Source organism: Desulfovibrio sp. JY (genome assembly GCA_021730285.1).
In the GTDB taxonomy this organism is placed as follows: Bacteria; Desulfobacterota; Desulfovibrionia; order Desulfovibrionales; family Desulfovibrionaceae; genus Solidesulfovibrio.
In genome coordinates, this window is record CP082962.1 from 2,378,470 (window position 1) to 2,403,312 (window position 24,843).

At 64.3% G+C, this 24,843-nt stretch carries 20 protein-coding genes; 14 read left to right on the forward strand and 6 right to left on the reverse strand.

Annotated features, from left to right (window positions below):
* The first annotated feature begins 107 nt into the window (after positions 1 to 107).
* The 13 genes from rsmI (at position 108) to K9F62_10740 (ending at position 17,070) form a co-directional block, all read left to right on the forward strand.
* Positions 108 to 947, forward strand: a complete 840-nt coding sequence (gene rsmI, locus K9F62_10680) for a 16S rRNA (cytidine(1402)-2'-O)-methyltransferase (protein UJX39201.1) — start codon at positions 108 to 110, stop codon at positions 945 to 947.
* Positions 948 to 965: 18 nt separating this feature from the next.
* On the forward strand, positions 966 to 2,471 hold the full coding sequence (locus K9F62_10685) for a PAS domain-containing protein (protein UJX39202.1): 1,506 nt from the start codon (positions 966 to 968) through the stop codon (positions 2,469 to 2,471).
* A 137-nt stretch (positions 2,472 to 2,608) separates the two neighbouring features.
* Positions 2,609 to 2,965 carry an Hpt domain-containing protein gene (locus K9F62_10690; protein UJX43188.1) on the forward strand — a complete coding sequence of 119 codons (357 nt, stop codon included), beginning with the start codon at positions 2,609 to 2,611 and terminating at the stop codon, positions 2,963 to 2,965.
* A 174-nt stretch (positions 2,966 to 3,139) separates the two neighbouring features.
* Positions 3,140 to 4,390: a hypothetical protein gene (locus K9F62_10695; GenBank protein UJX39203.1), complete on the forward strand. Its 1,251-nt coding sequence runs from the start codon at positions 3,140 to 3,142 to the stop codon at positions 4,388 to 4,390.
* 496 nt (positions 4,391 to 4,886) lie between these two features.
* The gene (locus K9F62_10700) at positions 4,887 to 7,637 is read left to right on the forward strand and encodes a glycosyltransferase (GenBank protein ID UJX39204.1); all 2,751 of its coding nucleotides are present in this window, start codon (positions 4,887 to 4,889) and stop codon (positions 7,635 to 7,637) included.
* 185 nt (positions 7,638 to 7,822) lie between these two features.
* Entirely contained in the window at positions 7,823 to 9,628 is a 1,806-nt protein-coding gene (locus tag K9F62_10705; protein UJX39205.1) for an ABC transporter ATP-binding protein/permease, read from the forward strand.
* A gap of 247 nt (positions 9,629 to 9,875) precedes the next feature.
* Positions 9,876 to 11,537 carry an SGNH/GDSL hydrolase family protein gene (locus tag K9F62_10710; protein ID UJX39206.1) on the forward strand — a complete coding sequence of 554 codons (1,662 nt, stop codon included), beginning with the start codon at positions 9,876 to 9,878 and terminating at the stop codon, positions 11,535 to 11,537.
* A 328-nt stretch (positions 11,538 to 11,865) separates the two neighbouring features.
* Positions 11,866 to 13,050: a glycosyltransferase family 1 protein gene (locus K9F62_10715; protein ID UJX39207.1), complete on the forward strand. Its 1,185-nt coding sequence runs from the start codon at positions 11,866 to 11,868 to the stop codon at positions 13,048 to 13,050.
* Positions 13,051 to 13,125: 75 nt separating this feature from the next.
* Entirely contained in the window at positions 13,126 to 13,398 is a 273-nt protein-coding gene (locus K9F62_10720; GenBank protein UJX39208.1) for a type II toxin-antitoxin system Phd/YefM family antitoxin, read from the forward strand.
* 9 nt (positions 13,399 to 13,407) lie between these two features.
* Positions 13,408 to 13,671 carry a type II toxin-antitoxin system RelE/ParE family toxin gene (locus tag K9F62_10725; GenBank protein UJX39209.1) on the forward strand — a complete coding sequence of 88 codons (264 nt, stop codon included), beginning with the start codon at positions 13,408 to 13,410 and terminating at the stop codon, positions 13,669 to 13,671.
* A gap of 7 nt (positions 13,672 to 13,678) precedes the next feature.
* Complete coding sequence (locus tag K9F62_10730; GenBank protein UJX39210.1) at positions 13,679 to 15,592, forward strand: hypothetical protein; 1,914 nt, start codon at positions 13,679 to 13,681, stop codon at positions 15,590 to 15,592.
* A gap of 154 nt (positions 15,593 to 15,746) precedes the next feature.
* Positions 15,747 to 16,751 carry a UDP-glucose 4-epimerase GalE gene (gene galE, locus K9F62_10735; GenBank protein UJX39211.1) on the forward strand — a complete coding sequence of 335 codons (1,005 nt, stop codon included), beginning with the start codon at positions 15,747 to 15,749 and terminating at the stop codon, positions 16,749 to 16,751.
* A gap of 43 nt (positions 16,752 to 16,794) precedes the next feature.
* Positions 16,795 to 17,070 carry a late competence development ComFB family protein gene (locus K9F62_10740; protein UJX39212.1) on the forward strand — a complete coding sequence of 92 codons (276 nt, stop codon included), beginning with the start codon at positions 16,795 to 16,797 and terminating at the stop codon, positions 17,068 to 17,070.
* Positions 17,071 to 17,277: 207 nt separating this feature from the next.
* Here K9F62_10740 and K9F62_10745 read toward each other — a convergent pair whose 3' ends face one another.
* Genes K9F62_10745 through cbiE form a run of 3 tightly spaced genes read right to left on the reverse strand, consistent with a single transcriptional unit; the run spans position 17,278 to position 19,695 of the window.
* Complete coding sequence (locus K9F62_10745) at positions 17,278 to 17,673, reverse strand: secondary thiamine-phosphate synthase enzyme YjbQ (GenBank protein ID UJX39213.1); 396 nt, start codon at positions 17,671 to 17,673, stop codon at positions 17,278 to 17,280.
* 14 nt (positions 17,674 to 17,687) lie between these two features.
* Positions 17,688 to 18,473, reverse strand: a complete 786-nt coding sequence (gene cobM / locus K9F62_10750) for a precorrin-4 C(11)-methyltransferase (GenBank protein ID UJX39214.1) — start codon at positions 18,471 to 18,473, stop codon at positions 17,688 to 17,690.
* A complete protein-coding gene (gene cbiE / locus K9F62_10755) occupies positions 18,466 to 19,695 on the reverse strand; it encodes a precorrin-6y C5,15-methyltransferase (decarboxylating) subunit CbiE (protein ID UJX39215.1) in 1,230 nt (409 codons plus the stop codon). The genes cobM and cbiE overlap by 8 nt, the downstream gene beginning before the upstream one ends.
* Positions 19,696 to 19,816: 121 nt before the next feature.
* Between cbiE and K9F62_10760 the strand changes: the two genes are divergently transcribed.
* The gene (locus tag K9F62_10760; protein ID UJX39216.1) at positions 19,817 to 20,521 is read left to right on the forward strand and encodes a hypothetical protein; all 705 of its coding nucleotides are present in this window, start codon (positions 19,817 to 19,819) and stop codon (positions 20,519 to 20,521) included.
* Between the two features lie 7 nt (positions 20,522 to 20,528).
* Here K9F62_10760 and cbiD read toward each other — a convergent pair whose 3' ends face one another.
* The 3 genes from cbiD to K9F62_10775 all read right to left on the reverse strand — a co-directional run bounded on the left by cbiD (position 20,529) and on the right by K9F62_10775 (position 24,798).
* Positions 20,529 to 21,629 carry a cobalt-precorrin-5B (C(1))-methyltransferase CbiD gene (gene cbiD, locus K9F62_10765; protein UJX39217.1) on the reverse strand — a complete coding sequence of 367 codons (1,101 nt, stop codon included), beginning with the start codon at positions 21,627 to 21,629 and terminating at the stop codon, positions 20,529 to 20,531.
* Positions 21,629 to 23,110 (reverse strand): cobyrinate a,c-diamide synthase, encoded by a 1,482-nt coding sequence (locus K9F62_10770; GenBank protein UJX43189.1) that lies wholly within the window; start codon positions 23,108 to 23,110, stop codon positions 21,629 to 21,631. The genes cbiD and K9F62_10770 overlap by 1 nt, the downstream gene beginning before the upstream one ends.
* Before the next feature lie 290 nt (positions 23,111 to 23,400).
* Positions 23,401 to 24,798, reverse strand: a complete 1,398-nt coding sequence (locus K9F62_10775) for a succinylglutamate desuccinylase/aspartoacylase family protein (protein UJX39218.1) — start codon at positions 24,796 to 24,798, stop codon at positions 23,401 to 23,403.
* Positions 24,799 to 24,843 lie beyond the last annotated feature (45 nt).

A 24,843-nucleotide genomic window follows, 5' to 3' on the forward strand; every position in this document is an offset into this window, starting at 1 on the left:
TTCCCCCGGCGGCGACGGTATTGAAATGCAAGTAAGGTAGTCCAAAGCCGGACCTTGTCAATGCCCCGGCCCAGGCTGTACCAGAACGGGGAGGCAAGGAGGCCGGTTTGACGGATACGCGCGCGGCAACGCTTTTCGTGGTGGCGACGCCCCTGGGCAATGTCGCGGATGTCTCGCCCCGGGCGGCTTCGGTTTTGGCCGGGGCCGAGGCCGTGTTGTGCGAGGACACGCGGCGCACGGGGCTGTTGCTCAAATCGCTCGGCATAACGGCCCGGCGGCTCGTGAGCTTTCACGAGCACAACGAGGAGGCGAGGCTGCCCCAGGTGCTGGCCTGGCTGGACGCGGGCCAGGATCTGGCCCTGGTTTCCGACGCCGGCACGCCGCTTCTAGCCGATCCGGGCTACCGGCTGGTGCGGGCCGCCCGGGAAGCGGGCCACGCCGTTTCGCCCGTGCCCGGTCCGTCGGCCATCCTGGCGGCCCTTTCGGCGGCCGGCATCGCGCCGTACCCGTTTTCCTTTCTCGGCTTTCCGCCCCGCACCGTGTCCGAGGCCAGGGAGCTTTTCGCCCGCTTCGGCGCGACGGGCGCGACGCTGGTTTTTTTCGAGCGCAAAACGCGACTGCGGGCCACCCTCGCCGTCGCGCTGGAAGCCCTGGGCGATCGGGAATGCGTGCTGTGCCGGGAGCTGACCAAGACCTTCGAGGAATTTCTGCCCGGCACGCTGGCCGGATTCGCCGGGCAGGAACTGGAACTCCTCGGCGAAGTGACGGTGGTGGTCGGCCCGGGCCGGACGATGCGCTCGTCCGAGGAAGAGGCGGCGCGCGTGGCCCAGGAGGAGGCGGCGGCGGGAGGCAAGCCCCGCGAGGCGGCGAGACGCGCCGCGGCGCGGCTTTCGGGATGGACCGTCAAAGAGGTTTATGCGATGCTCGAAAACCGGAAACACGATTGACCCGGAGGGTATGGCCGCATGGTGGACGGTCCGCGCGCCGCACGGGAAGGGTATTGCGTTCTCGACGCCGAGGAACGGGAGTATCTCGTCGGCGTGGTGGGCTGCGGCCCCGGATTCGACACCATTCTTGAAATCGTGGCCGGAGAGGAATTCCGCGAGTTTCTGCCGCCCATGCGGTTGGCCGGCGTGTGCGGGCTGGCCCCGGACGACCCCAACCGCCAGGCCCCGCTTCTGGCCGGCGTGCCGCTCTATCCCACACCCAGCGAACTCTTTGCAGCCAACCCCGGCATCAACCTCGTGGTGGAGCTGCAAAGCGGCTGCGACTGCCGGGCCCTGGCCGCGTCCATGCCGCCCGGCGCCTCGCTGATCGACAGCACGGCCTCCTTTTTTCTGTGCGCCCTGTCCAACGCCGTGTCCGTGGGCGCCCATTGCCGCCGCCGTCTCGACCACCAGAAGCTTTTGCTCGAAGCCATCGTGGACGAGGTCCAGGAGGACATCGCCCTGGTCTCGGCCGCCGGCAAGGTGGTGGATTTAAACCGCAACATCGTGGCGCGCCTGGGCAAACCCAAGGACTCGCTCCTTGGCCGACCCTGCCAGGAACTGCAAAGCGGCCCCGACGACCCGCCCTTTTGCGATCCCGACGATTCGCAGTCCCCCTTCCGCACGGCCCTCGAAACCGGCGTCAAGGCCGAACGGCTGCAGACGGCCATGGCCGCCGACGGCCGGCTGCGCTACTTCCGCACCTACGCCTATCCCATCAGCAACGCCGCCGGCAGGGTCGGGCACGTGGTGGTCTTTCGCCGCGACATCACCGACCGCACCCAGGGAGAGATCAGCGCCCGGCAGGCCGAACGCATCGAGACCGTGGGCCGGTTGTCGTCGTATCTGGCCCACGAGATCAGAAATCCGCTCTTTGCGGCCAGCGGCTTCGCCAGACGGCTTTCGGCCATGACCGACCTGCCCGAGTCGGCCCGGGAAAAGGCGTCCATCGTGGTGGAGGAGCTGGCTCGCATGGAAGCGCTGCTCACCCAGTTCCTGGAATTCGCCCGGCCGGTCGGCGGGGTGGAGGGAAAGGCGGATGTGGGGCTCGCCGTCCGGGAGGCGGTGGAGGCGGTGCGCAACGAGGCCGATGCGCGCCGGGTGGGCTTGGTGGTGGACATCGCCTCGGAACTGCCGGCCGTCGCCCTCGATCCGGCACTGCTCAAGCAGTGCCTGGTCAACCTGCTGCGAAACGCCGTGGAATCCCTGCCCCATGGCGGTCTGGTCGCGCTGGCCGCCGACCGGGACGAGGCGCAGGTGCGGCTTCGGGTCACGGACAGCGGGCGCGGCGTGACCAGGGAAAACCTGGAAAACATGTTCAGCCCCTTTTACAAGGGAGACCAGTGCGAATACGGCCTGGGGCTGGCCATGGTCAAAAAGGTGGTGGACGATTTCGGCGGTTCGGTGGATGCGGCCGGACAGCCGGACGGCGGTTGCGCCATAACGGTTCTCCTGCCGCCGGTGCTGGCCGGCGCGGCGCATTGATGCCGCATTCCCGGAACCCGGCTCGCCGCATTCCGGGGGAACGCTGTGCGACGATTTGTTTTTTCTGCTAATATCTCAATATTTCAGGGGATGTCACACTGACGCCCGCGCCCAGGAGGATGCCCTCTATGTCCGATATGCCCGATGCCGACGACGCGACGCAGGAGCTGGTGGATCTGGCCCGTTTGCGACAGCGGTTCGATGATGACGAGGAACTGCTGGCCGAGATTTTCCGGGTGTTTCAAAGCGAGACCCCCGGGCGTCGGAGCGGATTGGAGCGGGCCCTGGCCGCCGGAGACATGAACGCCGTCACCCATCTGGCCCATTCCCTCAAGGGCGTGGCCGCGACAATGTTCGCCGAGCCCCTGCGCCAGGCGGCCTGTGACCTGGAAATGGCCGGACGGGCCGGGGATGCGGCCGCCGCGTCCCGGCTGGCCGTGGTCATGTTGCGACTGCTCGAGGCCACGAGCCGTCACGTGGCGGGGGTGATCTGAGTCGGACGGCCAGGCGAATGCGCAGGGGGAATCTTTGAGAAAGTTTTTTTCCTTCGCGCTTCGCAGTCGATCATGCGCAGGGTAAACTGAAAAAGTATTGCTGCTGCACGCTCATCCCAGGCGTTTGTTGCACCTTTGTATCTCCCCATTTTCCATAAAAGGCCTGATAGTATTATGCGGAAGCGTATCCGATTTCTGGTGTATTTCTGTATGTTGTGTATAATAGCTGTCCCTGTTGCATTTGAAGTATATATTCGCCTGACGTCGAAGTATGAAACTCCAATAAACTATGCTTTTCATGAAAAGATTGGTTTTTTATACGATCATAAAACATGTCCAGAGAAAGTGAATGAATTCGGATTTGTCGATAAACACCGAGACATCGCGGGCGGCGCAAAAAAAAGAATTTTGCTTGTTGGCGACTCGTTTGTAAGTGGCACAAGTTTGGCTCGAGATATAGAAGATGCTCTTCAAGAAAAAGTTCACGGAGCGCAATTTGAGGTCATTCCGATGGGATTCCCAGGGATTGGTCTCGGTAACATGTATGCATTCGTGAAATATATAGGCTTGCAATTCCACCCTATTGCGGTGATCGCTGTTTTTAATTCGTCGACATTTGCCAATGACTCCCGTGTGCTGGAGTCCATGAAGTTGAGAGGAGATCCTGATCACCCCATGCGGTTATTTTTTGAGGAGCAGAATGGAGAATGTGTCCAGGTGCCGGCTGATAGTGATTTCAAAAAGTATTTGCTGAAAGAATTGCCTGATGAGCATAGGCATACGTTAAATACTATTTTTGAGTCTTGGCTGGAAAAACTTTTTAGTCGTTTCTATGTCTATAATTGGCTAAAAAATATTGTTGCCCAAGGTGGAGAGAAACAATTTTTGAGGGGGGACAGAGAATCCGCCTATCGATATTATCAAGTGAAAGCGAAGCCTGCATACACCAGTTTGCTTTCTGGGTGGTTATTTCCCGATGACCTCGATATGAACAGTATGTTTTGGGTGCCAACGGATACACTGCCACCTGTTTTCCAAAGCGCATTATCCGCTACAAAATGTGCGCTGTTTGCATTTAATATGCTTGCAGCGGAGTATGATTTCAAATTTTTTTTAGTGATTTCCGATGACTGCTCTGTGCAAAACGATATGTTGCAACAGGAATTCAAGTTCAGATCGAAAGCAACCGGACGAATTTTCTCCGATAAATCATATAAAAATAAAATTGTATTACTTGCAAAAGAAACGAACACAAGATTTATTGATCTCTATGGCGGCTTTGGAGACCATCCCCTCTCACTGCACCACCTGAATGATATTCATTGGAATGAAAATGGATTTCGCCAAGCCGCTGCATCAATAAGCGACTTCTTGCTGAAACAACCAAACTTTCTACAGGAAAATCCTTCGAGGAATACGCAGTAGAAGAGTATTCCATCGTCCTCCCATGGGGATCGGGTGCCTTCTTTGGGGCGCTGACGTCATGCGCCCAAAGAGGGAGGCTGAATGCTGGCGGAACTAATTCACCGGCGATGGGGCGCAATGCCCTGGTTTTTCCAGCTTTTCCTCTTGTACACGCATTTTTTTGTTTTATCACACTGGAATAAATCACTTTTATTTTGATTTGTGGGCTTGATTACGATTACGTAATCGAGTGGGCAATTTTCGTAACCAGCCGCGTCTTTCTCCCTTCCCCGGTCCGCCAATTCCCTGTCTTCCCGGCCTTTGCGGCTATGGCACGCGTGTTGCTTAATGGTTCCCGCGATCCGTTCGGCCATACGGGGTTCTTGGATGTTTCAACAAGAATTTCGGAATGTTGCCGGATGAACACGAAATTTGATCCGTATCGCCGCCGCTTACGGGTGCCGGGTGGCGGGTTCGAAAAAGGGCGAAACAACGCCCATACCAGGAGAAGGGAACCATGTTCCAGATCGAAGAAGGGCTGGCTGGCGTAAAAACGCTGCCGCGCGTGCGCGCCAAGGGCCGTTATCTGTTCGCCGGCGAGGACAAATTCTTCATCAAGGGCGTCACCTACGGGCCGTTCCCGGAGAACTCCCGGGGCGAACAGCTGCCCGAGGACGAGACCGTCAACCACGATTTCGAACTCATGCGCCGGGCCGGCGTCAACGCCATCCGCGTGTACTACGTGCCGCCGCGCCGCTTCCTGGATATCGCCGCCCGCCATGGCATCCGCGTCATGATCGGCATTCCCTGGCCCGAGCACCTGTGCTTCCTCGACCAGTGGGAAGTGAAGGAAGACATCAAGAAGACCGTGCGCGAGGCCGTCGCCTCCCTGGCCGGCCATCCGGCCGTCCTGGCCTGGCTGATCGGCAACGAGATCCCGAGCCACATCGTGCGCTGGCACGGCGCGGGCAAGGTGGAGAAGTTCCTGGCCAAGCTCGCCGCCATCGTGCGCGAGGAAGACCCCGAGGGCATGGTCACCTACGCCAACTATCCCTCGACCGAATATCTGCGCCTGCCGTTTTTGGATTTCCTGTCGATCAACGTCTACCTGCATGACAAGAAGGCGTTTCGTTCCTACGTCAAGCGGCTCCAGAACGTGGCCGGCGAACTGCCGCTGGTGCTGTCCGAGTTCGGCATGGATTCCATCCGCAACGACGAGGAGCACGTGGCCGAGACCCTGTCCTGGCAGCTTCATTCCGCTTTCGAGCTCGGCGTTTCCGGGACCATGGTCTTCGCCTGGACCGACGAATGGTACACCGGCGGCCATCTGATCGAGGATTGGAAATTCGGCATCGTGACCGAAACGCGCAAGCCCAAGCCCGCCTACCAGGCCGTGGCCGACGTCTACCGCCAGCGCCTGCCCATGCTGCCGGAAAATCCGCCGTTTATTTCCGTTGTCGTGTGCGCCTACAACGCCGCCTCCACCATGGACGGCTGTCTGGCCTCCTTTGCCCATGTGGACTACCCCGGCTTCGAGGTCATCGTGGTTGATGACGGCTCCACCGACGACACGGGCGCGATTTGCGACCGCCACGCCGCCGCCGCGCCCTACATCCACGTTATCCACCAGCCGAACCTGGGCCTTTCCGCCGCCCGCAACGTGGGCATGAACGCCGCCCAGGGCGAGATCGTGGCCTACACCGACTCCGATTGCTACGTGGACCCGCACTGGCTCCACTACATGGCCTGGGCCTTCACCGACGAACGCTTCGTGGCCGTCGGCGGCCCCAACCTGACCCCGGTCGAGGATAACCGCACCGCCGCCTGCGTGGCCGTGTCCCCTGGCGCGCCGACCCATGTGCTTTTGACCGACGAGATCGCCGAGCACATCCCCGGTTGCAACATGGCCTACCGCAAGGAGCATCTGGCCGGCATCGGCGGTTTCGACGCCACCTATCGCGCGGCCGGCGACGACGTGGACGTGTGCTGGCGGCTCCAGGACCAGGGGCACCTCATCGGTTTTTCCGCGGCCATGACCGTGTGGCATCACCGCCGCAACACCGTCTCGGCCTACCTCAAGCAGCAGAAGGGCTACGGCCGGGCCGAAGCGCTGCTTCTTCCCAAGCACAAGAACCGCTTCAACATGCTCGGGAATTCCCGCTGGGCCGGCCGCATCTACGGCGACATCTCCGGCGCGCTTCTGGCCGCCCGCCCCATCGTCTACCACGGTGCCTTCGGCATGGGGCTGTTCCAGACTCTTTACGAGCCCAAGGGAAGCCTTACCGCCTACCTGCCGCTGTCCATGGAATGGATGATCCTGGCCGTGGCCTGCATGATCGCCACGCCGTTTAGCCTCATCGCCGGAGGTCTGGGGCTGGCCATGGCCGCCATGACCATCGCCTTCGTGGCCTACCGGGTGAGCAAGGCCCGGCTGCCCGAGCAGTACGACAACATCACCGCGCGGCTCATCATCGCCGGGCTGACCGTGGCCCAGCCGGTGCTGCGCGGCTGGACCCGCTACAAGACGGTCTGGACGCTTAAGCGCGGGGCCGGCGTCAACGCCTGTCCGCTGCCCCTGGCCGACACCACGGCCTGCGACGAGTCGAGCCTGCCGCGCGTGGGTCTGTTTCGCCGCCTGGCCGCAACCGGCAGCATTCTGGCCCATCGCCTGTCCTTCCACCGTTTCTTCTGGAACAACAAGAGCCTGGAGCGCGACGAGCTGCTCGCTTCCATCATTGGCCTGCTCCGTACGCTCGGCGTCTCTTACGCCCTCGACAGCGGGTTTGCCGCCTCGTCGTCCACCCCGCCCTGGGACCTGGCCGCCAAGGCGGGTAAGCTGACCACCGCGCGTCTGCGCGTGACCGTGGAGAACCACGGCGGCGAGAAGCGGTTCGTGCGTCTGGCCGGTTCGGTCCTGCCTTCCGGCGCGTCGTTTGTGGCTTTGGTCGCCTGCCTGGGTGCGGCCGCCGGCTGCTTCCTGCTCCATCCGGTCCTGGCCCTGGCCTTCGGCGCCGCCGCGGTCGGCCTGGCCGGCTGGATGACCGTGGGGCTTTTCCGCGCCGCCTCGCTTGTGGCCACCATCATCCAGTATGTCATGGTCACCCGCCCCGGCTGCTCCATGAACGAGCCGGTGGAAGAACGCGTGACCCGCGTGGTCAAGCCGCGCACGGCCGAGACCGTGGCCGAGGCCATGCCTGAGGAAACGGTTGCAGCCGTATCGCCGGTCGTCGAGTCCGAGCCGGTGGTCGTCGAGACCGAAGCCGCGTAACCGGGGTATTCGCCATGCCGCCCCGGGGCGCTTCGGCCTCGGGGCAGCGTGATTGGTTATACGTTTTATTTCTCCCCGGTATGGGGGGATCGGGGGGCCCTCGGCCCCCCGACGGGGTGCAGGGGCGGAGCCCCTGCCGGTGAGGTCCAGGAGAGGCGCCGCCTCTCCTGGCAAGGAAAATCGCCATGAGCATGTTCCGCATACTGTTGGGGTACCTCAAGCCCTACAAGTACCTGTTTATCCTGGGGCTTGGGCTGGTCGGTCTGGCCAGCGCCATGGAGCTCCTCAAACCCTGGCCGCTGACCTTGGCCGTGGACCAGATCATCGGCCACAAGTCCCTGGAAGTCATGGGCTGGAAGCCCGATCTGGCCGCCATTTCCGTCAGCGTCCAGTTGCTCGTCGTGGTCGGCATGCTGGTCGGCGTGCATTTCCTGGTGGGCTTCGTGCAGCTCCTCAACAACTACCTGACCATCCGCATGGGCCAGGACATGGTCCAGGACCTGCGCTGCGACCTGTTCGACCATCTCCAGCGCCAGTCGTTGCGCTTTCACCAGAACTGGCCCACGGGCGACCTCATCTACCGCATCATGGGCGATACCTACGCCGTGCAGGCACTGCTCATGAACGGCGTCTTCACCACGGTCACAAGCACCGCGCTGCTGTGCGGCATGCTGGTGGTGTGCGTCCAGATGGACGCGGAACTCACGTTTTACGCCCTGTGTGTCATTCCCTTCCTTTTTATCGCCATCTCGCGGGTGTCGCGCAAGATCGGCGACCTGACCACGGAGACGCATCTCAAGGAATCCCAGGTCTACACCACGGTGGAGCGCATCTTTTCCTCCATCACCCTGGTCCAGGCCTTTGGCCGCGAGGACGAGGAACGCCGCAAATTCGTGTCCGAGTCCCAGCATTCCTTCGACCGGAAACTGTCGCTCTATGCCTTGCAGACGGTCTACGGCTGGCTGGTTTCCGGCATCACCGCCGCCGGCACGGCGCTGGTCCTTTACATCGGCGTGCGCCACGTCATCGACGGCCTGCTCTCCACCGGCGAGCTGCTGGTTTTTATCGCCTACCTGGGATCGCTCTACACGCCGCTCAATAACCTGAGCGTCACCGTGGGCGGCATCCGTGGCTCCCTGGCCCAGGCCAAGCGCGTCATGGACGTCCTGGCCGTGGACGAGGCCGTGCCCGAGGTGCCCGATGCCCCGGCTTTGGTCGTGAAAAAGGCCGAGGTGCGCTTCGATGCGGTGTCCTTCGGCTATACCCCGGAAAAGATGGTCCTAAATGACCTCGATTTCACCTGCCGGGGCGGTTCCACCGTGGCCGTGGTCGGCCAGACCGGAGCCGGCAAGACCTCGCTTATAAGCCTGCTGCTGCGCTTCTATGATCCCCAGAAAGGGGCCATCACCATCGACGGCCAGGATCTGCGTGCGGTGGGCCTCAAAAGCCTGCGCGACCAGATCGCCATCGTGCTCCAGGAAACCCAACTCTTCCCCATGTCCGTGCACGACAACATCGCCTACGGCAAAAAGCAGGCGACCCGGGAAGAAGTGGAACGCGTGGCCCAGCTGGCCAATGCCCACGAGTTCATCATGGGCCTGCCCAAGGGCTACGACACCATCCTCGGCGAAAAGGGTTCCAACCTGTCCGGCGGCCAGCGACAGCGTTTGGCCATCGCCCGGGCCCTGCTCAAGGACGCGCCGCTTCTCATCCTCGACGAGCCCACTTCGGCCCTCGACGCCGAGACCGAAGCCCTCATCATGGAAGGCCTGGAGCGGCTCATGGAAAACCGCACCACCTTCGTCATCGCCCACCGCCTGTCCATGATGCGCCGGGCCGACGTCATCCTGGTCATCAAGAACCAGCGCATCCACGAAATGGGCTCCTACGACGAGCTGATGGCCAGAAACGGCGAATTCGCCCGACTCCACGCCATCCAGATGGGCAAGGGACGCCCCGAAAAGTTGCCGCCGCACCCCTTGGTAGCTTAAGAGACCTTTAGGAATGGTGCTGGGGGGAAACCTTTCTGGAGAAAGGTTCTCCCCCCAGGCCCCCTTTCCAAAGACTTTTAGCTATAATAGGATGTTATATCTGTAAGTTCTTTTGGGAAAAGTGAAAATTTCTGTCTATCTCCCGTTAAAGTTTTTCGGGAGGGTGGGGGCTCGGGGGAGGGAACCCCTTTTTGAAAAAAGGGGTTCCCTCCCCCGATTCCTCTAACACACGCTTCAAGGAGTTCGGATGGCGGTTCGTGGCGGGCGCAGGTGGCTGTTCGTCTTGTGTGTGGTGCTGGTCAACGTGGCGCTTTTCGCCTTGCTCGAGTGGGGCGCGGGGCTGATCCTGGCCCACCTGGAAGGCGGCGAGCGGCAGACCCGGATTTTCAACGCCGAGAATGGCCGCGACGCCGGCTTTGTCGTGCAGTACGACGAGCGCCTGGGCTACCGCCTCGTGCGTCATGACGCCGACCCCAGCCGTTTCGAGGACTCCGCCGGCAAGACCGTGCCCGTGGCCAAGGCTCCGGGCGTCTATCGCATCCTGTGCCTGGGCGGCTCCACCACCTACGGCGTGGGCGCGGACAAGACCAATTCCTTCCCGGCCCAGCTCGAGGACCTGCTGACGCGCGTCTACGGCGGCTGCAAGGTCCGCTTCGAGGTCTTGAACCTCGGCGTCATGGGCTACCACAGCTGGCATTCCCGCATCCGCTTCCGGACTGAGCTGGCCAAGCTCAAGCCCGATCTCGTCATCGCCATGGACGCGGTCAACGATCTGGCCGCCAGCACCCTGGCCGACGACTCGGCCGCCTTCGCCAAGGAAAAGAACAAACTTTTGAGCCTGGCCAATGCCGGACGGCAGGGCGGTTTTCTCGAGCGGACGGATCGGTCTCTGGACACCCACGTCAGCCTCTACGCCCTGGTCAAGCGTTTTGCCGCCAAGATCGGCAGCGCGGCCGGGCAGGGGAAAAAGACCGATGATCCGGCCATATTTCGCAAGAAAATCGAGCTGTTCGGCTACCGCGACAACATGAAGGCCCTGGCCGGCTTGGTGCGCAAGGACGGCGGGGAATTCGTGCTCGTGGACTATCCCTGGCTGGCCATGGACCCGTTGCCGGGGAATGCGCCCAAGGTGGTTCGCGACGCCTCCACGCCGCTGTACCGGTTCGGCAAGACCTACTTTCCCGAGGCCAACGCCGCGGTCGCCCGGCAGGATGGTGCATTCGTGGTCAATCCCCAGCCCGATTTCGACGCGGCCGTGGCCGCCGACGTGGCCCGGGCCGGGCAGTATTATTTCGACGAGATCCACCTGACCAAGCTCGGCAACCAACTGCTCGCCCGGGATATCGCCGCCGGGTTGCCGAACGTGCCGTCCTTTGCCCGGGCTGTTGCCGGCTGTTCTCCGGCCGATCCGGAAGCGGCGCTGGCCAATGCCGTGAAGCTCGACGACCCGCGCGTGGATTTTAGAAACGGCTGGCCGCGTCCGGGCGAAACCGCCATCCCCCTGGCCGTGGCCGCCACGGACAACGTGGTCATCGGCCAAAGCGACGAGTACCCCGGCCATGCCGTGGCCCACTGCCTCGATCCCGCCCGGCCCGGCTCCATCACCTTGCGCGCCGGGGCCGCCTTTGCGCCGCATCCCATGGCCCATACGCGCTACCCGGCCTTCTGGTATCCGCGTCTGGCCTGCGCCGCCGACAGGGTGGAAGCGGAAGCGGCCGGCCGCACGATTTTCACGCTGGCCGGCGTAACGCCCTGCCGCTTCACCGACGCTTCCGCCCGGTTCGGCCTCGACCTGCCGGCCCTGACCGCCGGCGATACGGTGACGGTGCGCCTTTTCGGCCATGCCCAGCTCTGGTTGACCGGCGGCAATATGGTTTTTACCGGCGACGTCACGCCGCCTGGCTTTTAGAAAAGAGGAGAGGGGAGGGGGGATGCCTCCGGCGGCCAGGGGAACCTTTTTGAAAAAAGGTTCCCCTGGACCCCTCCCAAAACTTTTGGCGGCCTTGGCGGGCGGAGGTGACATAGGTTGCGGGTGAGGTCGGTCCGATTGGCGGACTGGCGGGCTTGCGCCCGCATGTGTGGGGACATCATCGTCCCTTTGGGACGAAGCGGACAGACAATATAGTATTATCCCGTCCCCCCGTGAAAAGTTTTGGGGGAGGGTGGGGGCCCGGGGGAGGGAACCCCTTTTTTCAAAAAGGGGTTCCCTCCCCCGGTTCCTCAAAGGACGCCGTATCATGCAAAAGCGCACCATTATCGTGTCGGGGCTGGCCGCAACCTATCCGCTTGGCGGCGTGGCCTGGGACTATATTCAATATCTGCACGGGTTTTATCGTCTCGGCCATGACGTGTATTATCTGGAAGACACCGGCGGCTGGGCCTATGATCCGTTCAACGTCACGTTCGTGGATGATTTGACGTATCATACGAAATACCTGGGCGATTTTCTGGCCAGGCTCGATCCCGGTCTGGCCAAGCGGTTTTGCGTCATCGGCCCGGACGACCGGCATTGGGGCATGTCCGCCGAGGACTTGGCCGCGGTGGTTGGGCGCGCCGACGTCTTTTTTAATATCTCCACCACCTGCCAGTTGCGCGACGCCTACGCGAAAATCCCGGTCAAGGTGCTCATCGACTCCGACCCGCTCTACACCCAGTCGAGTTTCCCGGATTATCTGGCCGGCACGGCCTCGGACGAGGAGAAGAAGAACATCGAGAACATGTGCCGCCATGACGTGTTCTTCTCGTTCGGGGAGAACGTGAACGAGGATTTCTGCACCGTGCCCAAGGGCATTTTCGACTGGATTCCCACCCGTCAGCCCATTGTGCTCGACTCGTGGGCCGGCGCGCCGGCAAAGCCCGCTCGCGACGTGTTCACCACGGTGCTGTCCTGGCAGCCGACCCAGAAGGGGCCGCTGGTCGGCGGCGTGCAGTACGGCGGCAAGAACATGGAATTCGAGAAGATGCTCGACCTGCCCCAGAAGACCCCGGCCACTCTCGAGCTGGCCCTTGGCGGCGGCAAGCCGCCGCGCGAGCTTCTGGAGGAAAAGGGCTGGAAGCTGCGCGACGGGTTTTCCATGTCCCAGACGCCCTGGGTCTACCGGGACTACATCTGGGACAGCCTGGCCGAATTTTCCACCGCTAAAAACGCCTACGTGGCCACGCGTTCGGGCTGGTTTTCCTGCCGCACGGCCTGCTACCTGGCTTCCGGCCGACCGGCCGTGGTCCAGGACACGGGCTACTCGCGCTTCATGGACGTAGGCGAGGGTGTTTTGGCCTTTGACGACGAGGCCGGAGCCCTGGCCGGCATCGAGGCCGTGCGGTCCGACTGGGTGCGCCACTCCAAGGCGGCCAAGGCCTTTGCCGCCCGCTACTTCGATTCCGACACGGTGTTGGCCAAGCTGCTGGCCGATGCGTTGCGCTGAGGCGTCAAGCGCTCAATTGTACGAATTGACTTTTTCGTACGGAGTGACCATCTTTCGGGAAACAAGGAGCCAGCCATGCCAGCGACGGATAACGAGAGCCGGATGAGCGCGGCCGATGCCCGGGAGCGCTTCGCCGAGGTGGTCAACCGGGCCGCCTACGGCAAGGAGCGCATCATCGTGTCCAGGCGCGGCAAGCCAGTGGCGGCCGTGGTCCCGATGGACGACCTGCTGTTGCTTTTGGGACTTGAGGAGCGGGGCGATATCGAAGCCGTGCGGGAAGCCGAGGCCGAAGCGGTGCGCGATGGCACCGTTGCGTGGGAAACGGTCAAGCGGGAATGCGGGCTGTAGCGCTGCGATATGGCCTATCGCATCGAACTGACGCCGGCGGCCGGGCGGGATTTCAAGAAGCTGCCCGGTGCCGCCGCCAAACGCCTTGCGCCCCGCATCGATGCCCTGGCGCAAGAACCGAGGCCGGCGGGGGCCCTGCCCATGACCGGCATGCACGGGTATTATCGGCTGCGCGTCGGCGATTATCGAATCATCTACAAAATCGAGGATGAGCGCCTGGTTGTGCTGGTCATTCGCGTGGCCAACCGCCGCGAAGCCTACCGCGAGCGCTGATGCGTCCATGAAAATGATTTCCCGACTCTTGTGCTGGGTTCTGCTTTGGCTTGTGATCCCGGTTGCGACGTGTCCGGCCGCCGGCTTCGGCGTCGCGCGCGACAACGGCGTTTCCTGGCTGACGCTGCCCGGCGGGCCGCGCTTTTTCTCCATCGGCGCGGATACGGTCAACGGCGGCGACGTCAATTACAAGGACCACGGCTACTATTATAAAAACGCCTACCCCGATGCGGCGGCCTGGGCGGCGGATACCCAGAAGCGCCTCTACGCCTGGCGCTTCAATACGCGCGGCGGCTGGTCCGATCCGACGACGGCCATGACCCTGCCGCTGGTCGCGGAAATCGACCTTGGTCGCAACGCGCGCCTGCACTGGTTCGATCCCTTCGCCCCGGACGCCCTGGAAAAGACCATCGCCACGGCGCGCCGGCTCGTCGCGCCCTACAAGGACAATCCCGCCGTCATCGGCTACTTCACGGACAACGAGGTGGGCTGGTGGAACGCGCCGCTTTTCCGCTGGTACCTCGGCAACGAGTGGGCCGTGTATACCAAGCGCGTTCTCTGGCGCATGATCCATGACCACTACCAGGGCAAGTGGGACCGGCTGCTGGCCGATTTCGTTCCCGGCGAAGGCGTCGCCTCCTTCGAGGACCTCAAGAAGGGCGGGGCGGTGCTGCACCTGCGTCCGGGCGGCCAGGGCATCCATCTCATCCAGCAATTCACCGCCACCTGCGCCGGCCGGTATTACGAGCTGGTCTACAAGGCCCTCAAGACCGTGGACCCGGACCGGCTGGTCATGGGCGACCGGCTGCCGCTCTACTACAACCAGGACGCGGTGCTGGCCTCGCGCGGCTATCTGGACGTCCTTTCCACCAACTACAACGTGGACACTCCGGACGGCTGGGTCGCGCCGTATTATTTCGACGGCCTGGCCAAGCTGACGCCCGCGCCGGTGCTTATTTCGGAGTTTTTCTTCGCGGCCAACGAGAACCGGTCCGGCAACGTCAACAACGGCCACCTGATGCACGTGCAGACCCAGGCCGAGCGCGCGGCCGGCGCGGCGGCGGCGGTGCGCCATTTCGCGGCCTTCAAGAATATCGCCGGCATCCACTGGTTCCAGTATTACGACGAACCCTCGGGCGGACGCGGCGACGGAGAGAATTTCAACATGGGGCTGGTGGACATCCACAACAAGCCCTACGAACGCCTCACCGCCGCCCTGGCCAAGGCCAACGCCGCGGTCCCGGCCATCCATGCCGCAAGTGCCGCGACCCGCACCCCGTCCCAGCCGGCGGTGATCCCCATCCATCCGGCCAAGGCGGCCGTGAACGTGACCGACGATTCCCTGGCCGACTGGTCGGACAAGGCCGAAACGCGCCTGCCCTGGTTTCACGTGCCCGCGCCGCATGTGCCCTTTGGCGACGTGCATCTTTCCTGGAGCTCGGGCAGCCTCAACCTGTTCAATCTGGCCCAGAACTACGCCGACCTGTTTTTACTGGCCCACAACGGCGACTTTCCGATGTCCGAGACCTACCAGATCCACCTGGAGGTCGACGCCGGAGCCGGTCTGAAACATTTCGCCGCCTGCCTCGAGCCGCGCCCCCATTCCAAGTACAAAGGCCGCTTCGAGCTCGTGCCCCGGCTTTTCGCGGTGGACGACCAGGGGAGGCTCACGGAGATCCCGGCCAAGGGCATCGTCCAGGTCCTGGACAAACCCCTGCCGCACATTGCCGTGGAGATGCGGCTGCCGGCCAGACTGCTCGGCGTGGACAAGCTTGCGCCCGGCATGCCGCTTAAGATGACGATTTACGCAACGACGTTTTACAGGGAAATGACCATGACCCTGGGCGCCGCGCCCACAGGCCACGGCAAGCGCGGCGCGGCCCGGATTCTGCCCGCGGCTGCCGTCCTTTCGGGGAACTAGGTTGCAGGGATGGGGAAAAACGTGCGGGAGTGGCAAACCCTTTCAAAAGTGTTCTCTCCTCTCGCGCTCTCCCCTTCCTCAATTTTTCAGGGTGTTAGTGACAACTTCTCTTCCATGGGACAACGTCAGATCTTAACGTGAAGGAACACCGAACATGGCCACGAACATTCTCGTTACCGGGGGCGCCGGCTACATCGGCTCCCATACCTGCAAGGCGCTCAAAGCGGCCGGGTTCACCCCCGTCACCTTCGACAACATGGTTTACGGCCACGACTGGGCCGTCAATTGGGGCCCGCTGGTGCGCGGGGATATCCTCAACAAGGGTGAACTCGACGAGGTCTTCGCCGAATACAAGCCCGTTGCCGTGCTCCATTTCGCCGCTTTTGCCTATGTCGGCGAATCCGTGACCGATCCCGAGAAGTATTACCGCAACAATGTGGCCGGATCGCTGTCGCTATTATCGGCCATGCGCCGGGCCGGCTGCAAGCATATCGTCTTCTCCAGCACCTGCGCCACCTACGGCGCGCCCGAGCGGGTGCCCCTGACCGAGGATCATCCCCTGCGCCCCTTGAGCCCCTACGGCACGAGCAAGCTCATGATCGAGCAGATGCTGCGGGACTTCGACGCGGCCTACGGCATGACCTACACGGCGCTTCGCTACTTCAACGCGGCCGGGGCCGACCCGGACGGCGAGATCGGCGAGGACCACAATCCCGAGACCCACCTCATTCCCCTGGTCATTGCCGCGGCGCTCGGCCGCATCCCCCGGGTGGAGGTCTTCGGCACCGATTACCCCACGCCCGACGGCACGGCCGTGCGCGACTACATCCACATCGCCGACCTGGCCGAGGCCCATATCCTGGCCGTCAAAAAGCTGCTCGATGGCGGCAAAAGCGCTATCTACAACCTGGGCACCGGCACGGGCAATTCCGTGCGCGAGGTGATCCGGGCCGTGGAGAAGGTGTCGGGCAAGCCCGTGCCCATGGTGGAAGGGCCGCGCCGGGCCGGAGACTCGCCGGGGCTGTATGCCGATTCCGGGGCGATCATCCGCGAGCTCGGCTGGCAGCCCAAGTATATGAATCTGGAAGCCATCGTGGAGACGGCCTGGCGCTGGCATGTTGCCCACGTGCCCGGCAAAATCAGTTGCAATATCCGCTAGGGCAGGTACAGAAAAAGAAAACTGTACTTGAAGGGGGGGCGGCATGGACTACGTTGCGCTGGGCATCGATTTTCATTCCATCCGCAACAAGAACGAGGAACGGGTCATCGACCTCCTGCCCGAGGTGTTGGCAGAATTCCCCGATTGCCGCCCCACCCGGACCAATGTCGAGGACATCTACGCCCTGACGCTGAACCTGCTCCCGGCCCGCTATACCCAGTCCGTGACCCTGGTCATTGACGAGCCCGTTACCGACGACGCCATCCGCCTGCGGCTGCGCGAAGCCATCCGCACCGTCCGCGCTCGACCGAATTTGTGAGAGAAGAGTTTTTAAAAAGCTGCCGGGGGGAAACCTTTCTAAAGAAAGGTTCTCCCCCCGGACCCCCTTTCCAAAGACTTATAACGGTTACAGAGTGTTATCGCTGTCACACCTGTAACCATTGAAAGTTTTGGGGAGGGGAGAGCGCGAGAGGGGGACACTTTTTTCAAAAAGGGTCCCCCTCTCGCATTCTCTTTTCCTCTCCACCTATTGACCGAGCCACTGGGCCCAGACCTTGCGGTTCCTGGGGCCGTCCCATTCGCACAGAAAGATTCCCTGCCAGGTGCCGAGCATGATGCGGCCGGCTGCCACGATGAGCGTGAGCGACGGGCCGACCAAGGTCGCCTTGACGTGGGCATCGCTGTTGCCCTCGACGTGTCGGTAGCCGGCGTCCCGGGGCAGCAGCCGTCCCATGGCCGCGACCATGTCGGCGGCCACGTCCGGGTCGGCGTCCTCGTTGACGGTGAGCCCGGCGGTGGTGTGGGGACAGAAGACGACCAGCGCGCCGTCGCGCCAGCCCCTGGCGTCCACGAGTTCCTGCAGGGCGCTTGTCAGGCGGATGAGTTCTTCGCGGCGAGTGGTGTGCACCTCGAAGGTTTCCATATGGTGAACCTCCTTTAGCCGTCGTCGCGGACCGGACGGAATCCGTGACCGAAGGACGGGTCGTAGAGTTTGGAGCATGTCCCCTGGCCGAGCCCGGGCAGCACCAAGAAAAGGGTTTGCCGGTCGACGCCGGCCTGACGCACCGTTTCGGCCAGGGTGGCGACGGTGGCCCACAGGCGTTTTTCCCCGGGCCAGCCCAGGCGGTGGGCGATGGCGACCGGCGTGGCCTCGGGCAGTCCCGCCTCGCGCAGGGCGGCGGCCACGCCCTCGGGATCGCCGGCCGAGAGGTAGATGGCCAGGGAGGTTTTGTGCGCGGCCAGCGCGGCCAGGGATTCGCCCGGCGGCATGGGCGTGCGCCCGGCGAGCCGGGTCAGGATCAGGCTCTGGGTCGTCTCCGGTTCGGTTACGGAGACGCCGAAGGCGGCTGCCGCGGCCGAGGCCGAGGTGACGCCGGGAATGACCTGATAGGGGATGCCCGCGGCGGCCAGGAGCCGGGTTTGTTCGGACAGCGCGCCGTACAGGGCCGGGTCGCCGGTATGCACCCGGGCGGCGATGCCCCCGGCGCGCACGGCGTCTACGAGCAGGGCATGGGTCTCGGCCAGGGTCAGCGGCGCGGAATCGACCACCCGCGCCTCTTTTTTGGCCAAGGCCACCACGGCCGGCGACACCAGCGAGCCGGCGTAAAGGACCAGATCGGCCCGGCCGATGATCCGGGCGGCCTTGACCGTGAGCAGGTCCGGGTCGCCGGGGCCGGCTCCGATGAAATAGACGCCGCAAGGGACGTCGGGCGCGTCAGTCATGGCAGGATTCCTTGACGGCGGTCAGGACGAAAACGGGGTTGTCGGCGCAAAGGCGCAGGTCCCCGGCCAGGGGCACGGCTGTTTCCGCCCGCATCTGCGTGAGCGTTACGGGCCAGCCCAGGGCGCGAAGCGTTTCCAGGGCGCTGTGCAGGCTGCCGAGCAGCACGCAGTTGGCGACCAGCCTGCCGCCGGGGCGCAGCCGCCGGCACAGTCCGGGCAGCAGATCCGGCGCGCCGGTCAGGCCGCCGCCGATGAAAATGCGGTCCGGGTCCGGCAGCCCGGCCAGGACGTCCGGGGCTTCGCCGGCAACCGGTGTCACGGTCAGCGCGCCGGTGCGGCGGATGTTGTCCATAAGCAGCGCATGCCGGGCCGGATCGCGCTCCACGGCGAAGACCGGGCCGCCGACGTTTAAAAGAGACGCTTCCAGGGCCATGGCCCCGGTTCCGGCTCCCACGTCCCAGACGACGTCCCACGGGCGCGGTGCGAGCCCGGCCAGGGACACGGCCCGCACCGGGATTTTGGTGAAGACGCGGTCGTGGCGCAAAAGGGCCTCGTCGGCGAGGCCCAGGCTGAGCGCGATTTCGGGCGGGCGCGTACGTTCGACAATCACGAGGTTGAGCGGGGAACATTCGAGTCTGGCGGCGTCGGCGAGAGGCAGGCTGTGGCGGCGCTCTCCGGGCAGGCCCATCTCCTCCAGCACGTGCAGCGTAAAGGCGTCGCCGCCGCGCGCAAGGAGCTCGCCGGCGATGACGGCCGGGGTGTTGACGGCGTCGGTGTAGACCGCTGCCGCGCCGTGGCGGACGAGGGCGGCGAAAAGGGGCGTCAGGTCGTTGCGGCCATGGAGCGAGACGGCCGGGAGATCCTGCCAGGGCCGGCCCAGGCGGGCGGCGGCGGCTCCGACGGCGGTGACGCCCGGGTAAAAGGTCAGGCGCTCGGACCCGAACCGCTCGACCAGCAGGCGGCCGATGCCGAAAAAAAGCGGGTCCCCGTCGGCCAGCACGCAGACCGCCTCGCCGCTGTCGGCTGCGGCCATAATGGCGTCGCATACGGCGGCAAGGGAACCGGTAATGGGGATGCGGCGTGCGGGATGGTCCGGGAAAAGGGCAAGCTGGCGGGCGCCGCCGACCAGCACGTCGGCCCCGGTCAGGGTGTTGGCCGGTTCCGGGGCCAGCCATGGCCGGCCGATGCCGCAGCCGATGACGGCGATGCGCTTCGGGGTCATGCCGGGTCCTCTCCAAACGTCATGCCCCCCTGTACGCGTGCGGGGGGCCGGGGTCAAAAGGGTGTTGCCCTTTTTGTGGCGCTGGGTCAGAAAAGTGCCATTGCGAAAAAAAGGAGGTGGTATGCTCGATCAACGCGTTGGCGTCAGGTTCACGGGCGGGGCGATGGCGTCGCTTGGCTATACGCTGCTGTGCGCCGTGCTGGCGCTTTTCGTCATTCCGGCGGCCTGGGGCGTGGTGGCCTTTGCGGCCTGGTGGTGCGGCAGCCTTGTCTTTTCCGACGGCACCCGGGCGGAATTCACCGGCCGGGGCGGCAGCATCTGGCCGCTTTTTGCCGTGACGGTGTTCCTGGCCATTTTGCCCAGCTTCGTGACGGCGGGCATGGAACATAACATCAGGACAACTTCCGTTCAGTTGCTGCTCGTGTTGGCGCTGGTGCCGTTCGACGCGGCGGTCAAGTTGCCCATTTACCGCTGGCTGTTCGCGAACATCCGACTCGAACCCGGCGGCGCGCCCCGGTTCCACGGAAAATACCTGCCCTATCTCGGCTGGGTGCTGCTTTTATACGTCACGGCCCTGACCGTGGTGTTGTGGCCCTGGGTGGCCACGGGGCTCGTGCGCTGGTTTTGCGACAATCTCGAGGGCGACGGCTACGATGTCATGTTTGTGGGCACGGGCTGGGGGCTTCTCTGGCGCTCCGTCGTCTGGTTCGTCGGTTCCCTTTTCCTGATCCCCATTCCCTGGGTGCTGCGCTCCATGTACCGCTGGTGGACGGACAACCTCGAGCTTGTCCGCCATCCTGCCGACGTAACCTCCTTTCCCGCCTAATCTTCCGTTAAAGGGGGCCAGGGGAGGCAGCGCCTCCCCTGGTCAGCATGACGCCGTCGAAGTCGAACACGACCAGCGTGATGGCCGGGGCGTCGCCGGCGAAGCGGCGCATGTGGGCCAGCGCCTCGCCGGCAAGCAGTTCGGCCAGGGCGCGCTTGGCCTGGGGCGAGGGGGCGATCTCGAAGGCATGGCGGGCGGTATTGGCCGTGGCCGCCTGCCGCGCCAGATCCTCTGGCCAGCCGGCCAAGGCGCACCAGTCAGCCAGGGCGGAAAAATCGGTTTCCCCTTTATGGGCGTGGGTGTTGGCCAGCCCCTGGGCCATCTTGACCAGCTTGCCGGGGAAGGCGGCCCAGACGATGGCCGCGAAATCCCGTCTGGCCGCTTCCTCAAGGGCGAAGGCGAAGAAATCCGCCGCCTGGACGCAGGCCGTTTCCGGCAGATCGGGGTAAAGGCCCCGCAGATAGGCCTCGCTGCGCCGGCCGGTGGAAAAGCCGACCGTGCCATGGCCAAGCGCTTTGGCCACGTCGAGGGCTTCGGCGATGGAGGCCTTCCAGGCCTCATGGCTGAAGGGCCGCACGATGCCGGAGACGCCGAGGATGGAGATGCCGCCGACGATGCCCAGGCGCGGATTGAGCGTCCGCTTGGCGATGGCCTCGCCGCCTTCCACCGTGACCACGGCCGCCAGCCCGCCAGTATAACGGCATTCGTGCGCCGCCTCGGCCAGGGCGTCGAGGATCTGCCGGCGCGGCGCGGGATTGATGCCCGCCTGCCCGACCGGCACCGGCAGTCCCGGCAACGTTACCCGGCCAACGCCCTCGCCGCCGTCGAGGCTGATCCCCGCTTCGGCCCGGCGCGTCACCCGGCAGCCGATGCGCGCGCCATGGGTCGCGTCCGGGTCGTCGCCGCCGTCCTTGATGACGTAGGCTGCGGCCCCATCCCCTTCGCGCCGCGCTTCGGCCACGGCCAGGGTCAGGCGGGAACCGTTCGGCAACGGCACGTCGATAGTCTCGGGCGTCCTGCCGCCCAGGAGCGTGAGCGCCGCCGCCTTGGCCGCGCCGGCCGCCGCCGTGCCGGTGGTGAAACCCTCGCGCAGTTTTTCCCCGGCCATCAGTCCCTCCCTTTGGCGCAGCTGGCCACGAAATGGGCCGCCGCCCGGGGGGTGCCGCCGAAATGCAGATGCACGTAGCTGCCGAGCGTGTTGCCGCGCAGAAACCCTTCCGGCGCGTCGATGGGCCCCTTGCGTCCGGTCAGGGCATAGACCGCCGGGACCTGGCCCGTATCGCCTTCCAGGCGCGAATAATGGAACTCGTGCCCCCGCAGCCGGGTTCCGGCCGGGCCGAGCGGCGTGTCCGCCCGGGTGGTCGCCTCCCGGTAGCCCAGGGCCGAAAACCGCTCGCCCATGGTCGCCCGAAACGGAAACACCCCGGCCATGGCCTGCTCCCGGCCTTCCTTGTCCACCAGCGACTCCATCAGATACATGAACCCGCCGCACTCGGCCAAGACCGGCCGCCCGGCGGCGCAAAATGCCCGCACTGCCTCGCGCATGGCCGCGTTTGCCGCAAGCTCTTGCGCGAAAAGCTCGGGATAGCCACCGCCCAGGTACAGCCCCCCCATACCCTCGGGCAAGGCCGTGTCCGTCAGCGGCGAAAAATACGCCAGCGTCGCTCCGGCCGCTTCGAGCAGCCGCAGGTTTTCCGCATAATAAAAACAGAACGCCGCGTCCCGGGCGACGCCGATGATGGGCGAGGTGGAGGAGGTGGAGGATGTGGAGGATGTGGTGGAGGGGGATGTGCCTCCGGCGGCCAGGAGGGGCTCTGCCCCTCCTGGACCACCCCGCCGGGGGACCACGGCTCCCCCGGACCCCCATAATGGGGGGAGAGATTGTATGCGCGCCGGAAGGTCGAAAGAGTTCTCCACCCAGTCGGCCAGGGCGTCGAGGCGGGACAGCGCGTCGCTATCGGTCTCGGCCGTGACGAGCCCCAGGTGGCGCGACGGCATGGCAATTGCCGGCCGGCGTGGCAACACGCCCCAAAGCGACGTCTCTGGGAGCGAGGTGGCCATGACCTCGGCCAAAAGTTCACGGTGGCTGTCGCTGCCGGCATTGTTGAGCGCCACGCCGCAAAAATGAAGCTCCGGATCGAATTGCGTAAACCCGGAGACCATGGCCGCGGCCGACCTTGCCATGGACGCGGCGTCCACCACCAGCAGCACCGGCAATCCAAGCGTCTTGGCCAGTCGGGCCGTGCTGCCGGCGTCGTCCCTGGCCGAAAAGCCGTCGAAAAGCCCCATCACACCCTCGACCACCACCACGTCCGCATCGGCCGCGTACCGGGCGAAGATCTCCCGCACGACGTCCGAACCGCACATCCAGTTATCGAGATTGTGGCTCACCCGCCCCGTGGCCAGCCCATGATGTCCCGGGTCGATGAAATCCGGCCCGACCTTGAACGCCTGCACCCGCAGCCCGCGCCGCGAAAGCGCCCGCATCAGCCCCAGCGCCACCGACGTCTTGCCGCAGCCGCTACGCGTGCCGGCCACGACGAGGCCGCGCCCGGCGGGGCGCTGCCCCGGCCCCCGGCGGGGCTCCACCCCTGCACCCCGCCGGGAGGCCATGGGCCCCCCGGACCCCCCGTCCGGCTTTGGCTGGGCGGAGGATGGGTTGGTTGGCGGAAGGTCGGTGGGGGGAGGAAGATGGAGTCGGCATTTGCCGGGACGTTGCCGCCGCTTCGCGGCAGGCTCGTCCCGGGCAAATTCCGACTCCACCGCGCCGTCGCCCCTGCGGGGCGACAATGATGAAGCAGGTTTTTGCATCGCCTTCCGCTTTGCGGCCCCTTTAAAGTTTTTGGGGAGGGTGGGGTTCCCTCCCCCGGCGCTTCAAGCTACCGGCCCAGTTCGAGAGCGCCGCTTTTTTTGAGGCGCGTTAGCAGCGTGTCGTTTGGGGCTTTGGCCATGCGGGGGGATTCGGCCTGTTGGAAGGCGGCCAGGATCATGCCGCAGAACTTGTCGCCCCTGTAGACTTCCACGCGGAAGATGGAGCCGTCCTTATCCACGGAGTAGCCGGATTGGAGGTCGGCGCGGGCGAGGGTGATGCCGGCTTCGTCGTCGTGGCCGGGCTTGGCGTAACCGATGACGTTGACGCGGTAGTCGTGGGTTGGTTCGACGGCAAAGGAGTTGGCCACATTGACCACGCTGCCGAAGGGCACGGTGCGCTTCGTGCCGTCGATGGTCATGGGCACGGCGTCGAGGCTGGTGTCGTAGTCGAAGTATTGGGGGTCGAGTTCGGTCACGTTCTTGTTGCCGAAGTAGACCTTGAGGCTTTTGTCGGCCGAGACCAGGGCCATGATCGGGCTGCCGGGGCGGTATTCCACGGCGCTGCCCTTTTTGAGCGGGATGTAGCGCAGGCGGGCGCGGGCGTTTCGCAGGTCCAGATAGACCTTGTTGTCGAAAAACGAGACGTCCACGTTGCTTTGCAGGGCTTCGGCCACCTGTTTGGTGTCCAGGGGAAAGGTGCGCTCGAATTCGATGCCGAAGGATTTGAGGAAGCTCTCGACCACGGCCAGGTGGTAGTAGGCGGACATGAAGGGGGTGATGTTCTTGCTGCCTTCGATGCCGAAGGCCGGCTTGCCGTGGTTGATGGCGAAGTAGGTGAGCGTCTTCGACATTTCCTTGGCGGTTTCGTCGCTCAAGTCGTGGGTGTGGGTGTTTTTGACGTGGTAGGCGTGCAGTTCCTCGTAGAGGTGCTGGTTGGCGTCGTCCACGGCCTTTTGGGCCAGCGCCTGGAGATCGCCGAAGCGCGCGCCGGGAACGCTGGTCTGGTCGATGATGACGGACTGGCCCCAGCGCGCCGGGCACTGCCAGTCGGAGACGTAGGTGGGGCTGTAGTAGCCCCAGCCGTCGTGCAGGTGGAGCACGACGTCCACGCGCTTGTCGGTGATGATGGCCTTTATTTTCTGGATGGCCTCGTATTCCGGGTCCTTGGGGTCGAGGTCGGCGAACTTGCGGTTCATGTCGCCGTGCATGCCGCGCGAGTTGTGGATGATGGACAGGAAGTTGAGGTTGGGCACGACCCAGACCGCGCCGGTTTTGATCTTGTAGTGCGACACGAGCAGGGCGGCGGTGTAGAAGCCGCCGGGCTCGTCGCCCTGGATGCCGCCGATGACGAGTATGGTCGGGCCGGGGCGGCCGGATTCGAGCTTGTGGAGCGTAAAGTCGAGATTGCCGCCGAAGGCGGTCGATGCGAAAGCCGAGAGGAGAAGCGCGATCAGGATGGAACGCATGGGACCTCGACGTGGCGTTGTTTTCGCCTTGCTTACGGCAAGGCG

What these genes read in the sequence shown, in the direction of transcription:
- K9F62_10705 (UJX39205.1), top strand. Translation starts at nt 7,823, where the DNA reads ATGAGCATGTTCCGCATACTGTTGGGGTACCTCAAGCCCTACAAGTAC.
- K9F62_10730 (UJX39210.1), top strand. Translation starts at nt 13,679, where the DNA reads ATGAAAATGATTTCCCGACTCTTGTGCTGGGTTCTGCTTTGGCTTGTG.
- galE (UJX39211.1), top strand. Translation starts at nt 15,747, where the DNA reads ATGGCCACGAACATTCTCGTTACCGGGGGCGCCGGCTACATCGGCTCC.
- cbiE (UJX39215.1), bottom strand. Translation starts at nt 19,695, where the DNA reads ATGACCCCGAAGCGCATCGCCGTCATCGGCTGCGGCATCGGCCGGCCA.
- K9F62_10760 (UJX39216.1), top strand. Translation starts at nt 19,817, where the DNA reads ATGCTCGATCAACGCGTTGGCGTCAGGTTCACGGGCGGGGCGATGGCG.
- cobM (UJX39214.1), bottom strand. Translation starts at nt 18,473, where the DNA reads ATGACTGACGCGCCCGACGTCCCTTGCGGCGTCTATTTCATCGGAGCC.
- K9F62_10775 (UJX39218.1), bottom strand. Translation starts at nt 24,798, where the DNA reads ATGCGTTCCATCCTGATCGCGCTTCTCCTCTCGGCTTTCGCATCGACC.
- K9F62_10690 (UJX43188.1), top strand. Translation starts at nt 2,609, where the DNA reads ATGCCCGATGCCGACGACGCGACGCAGGAGCTGGTGGATCTGGCCCGT.
- K9F62_10725 (UJX39209.1), top strand. Translation starts at nt 13,408, where the DNA reads ATGGCCTATCGCATCGAACTGACGCCGGCGGCCGGGCGGGATTTCAAG.
- K9F62_10740 (UJX39212.1), top strand. Translation starts at nt 16,795, where the DNA reads ATGGACTACGTTGCGCTGGGCATCGATTTTCATTCCATCCGCAACAAG.
- cbiD (UJX39217.1), bottom strand. Translation starts at nt 21,629, where the DNA reads ATGGCCGGGGAAAAACTGCGCGAGGGTTTCACCACCGGCACGGCGGCG.
- K9F62_10700 (UJX39204.1), top strand. Translation starts at nt 4,887, where the DNA reads ATGTTCCAGATCGAAGAAGGGCTGGCTGGCGTAAAAACGCTGCCGCGC.
- K9F62_10715 (UJX39207.1), top strand. Translation starts at nt 11,866, where the DNA reads ATGCAAAAGCGCACCATTATCGTGTCGGGGCTGGCCGCAACCTATCCG.
- K9F62_10720 (UJX39208.1), top strand. Translation starts at nt 13,126, where the DNA reads ATGCCAGCGACGGATAACGAGAGCCGGATGAGCGCGGCCGATGCCCGG.
- K9F62_10685 (UJX39202.1), top strand. Translation starts at nt 966, where the DNA reads ATGGTGGACGGTCCGCGCGCCGCACGGGAAGGGTATTGCGTTCTCGAC.
- K9F62_10710 (UJX39206.1), top strand. Translation starts at nt 9,876, where the DNA reads ATGGCGGTTCGTGGCGGGCGCAGGTGGCTGTTCGTCTTGTGTGTGGTG.
- K9F62_10695 (UJX39203.1), top strand. Translation starts at nt 3,140, where the DNA reads ATGCGGAAGCGTATCCGATTTCTGGTGTATTTCTGTATGTTGTGTATA.
- K9F62_10745 (UJX39213.1), bottom strand. Translation starts at nt 17,673, where the DNA reads ATGGAAACCTTCGAGGTGCACACCACTCGCCGCGAAGAACTCATCCGC.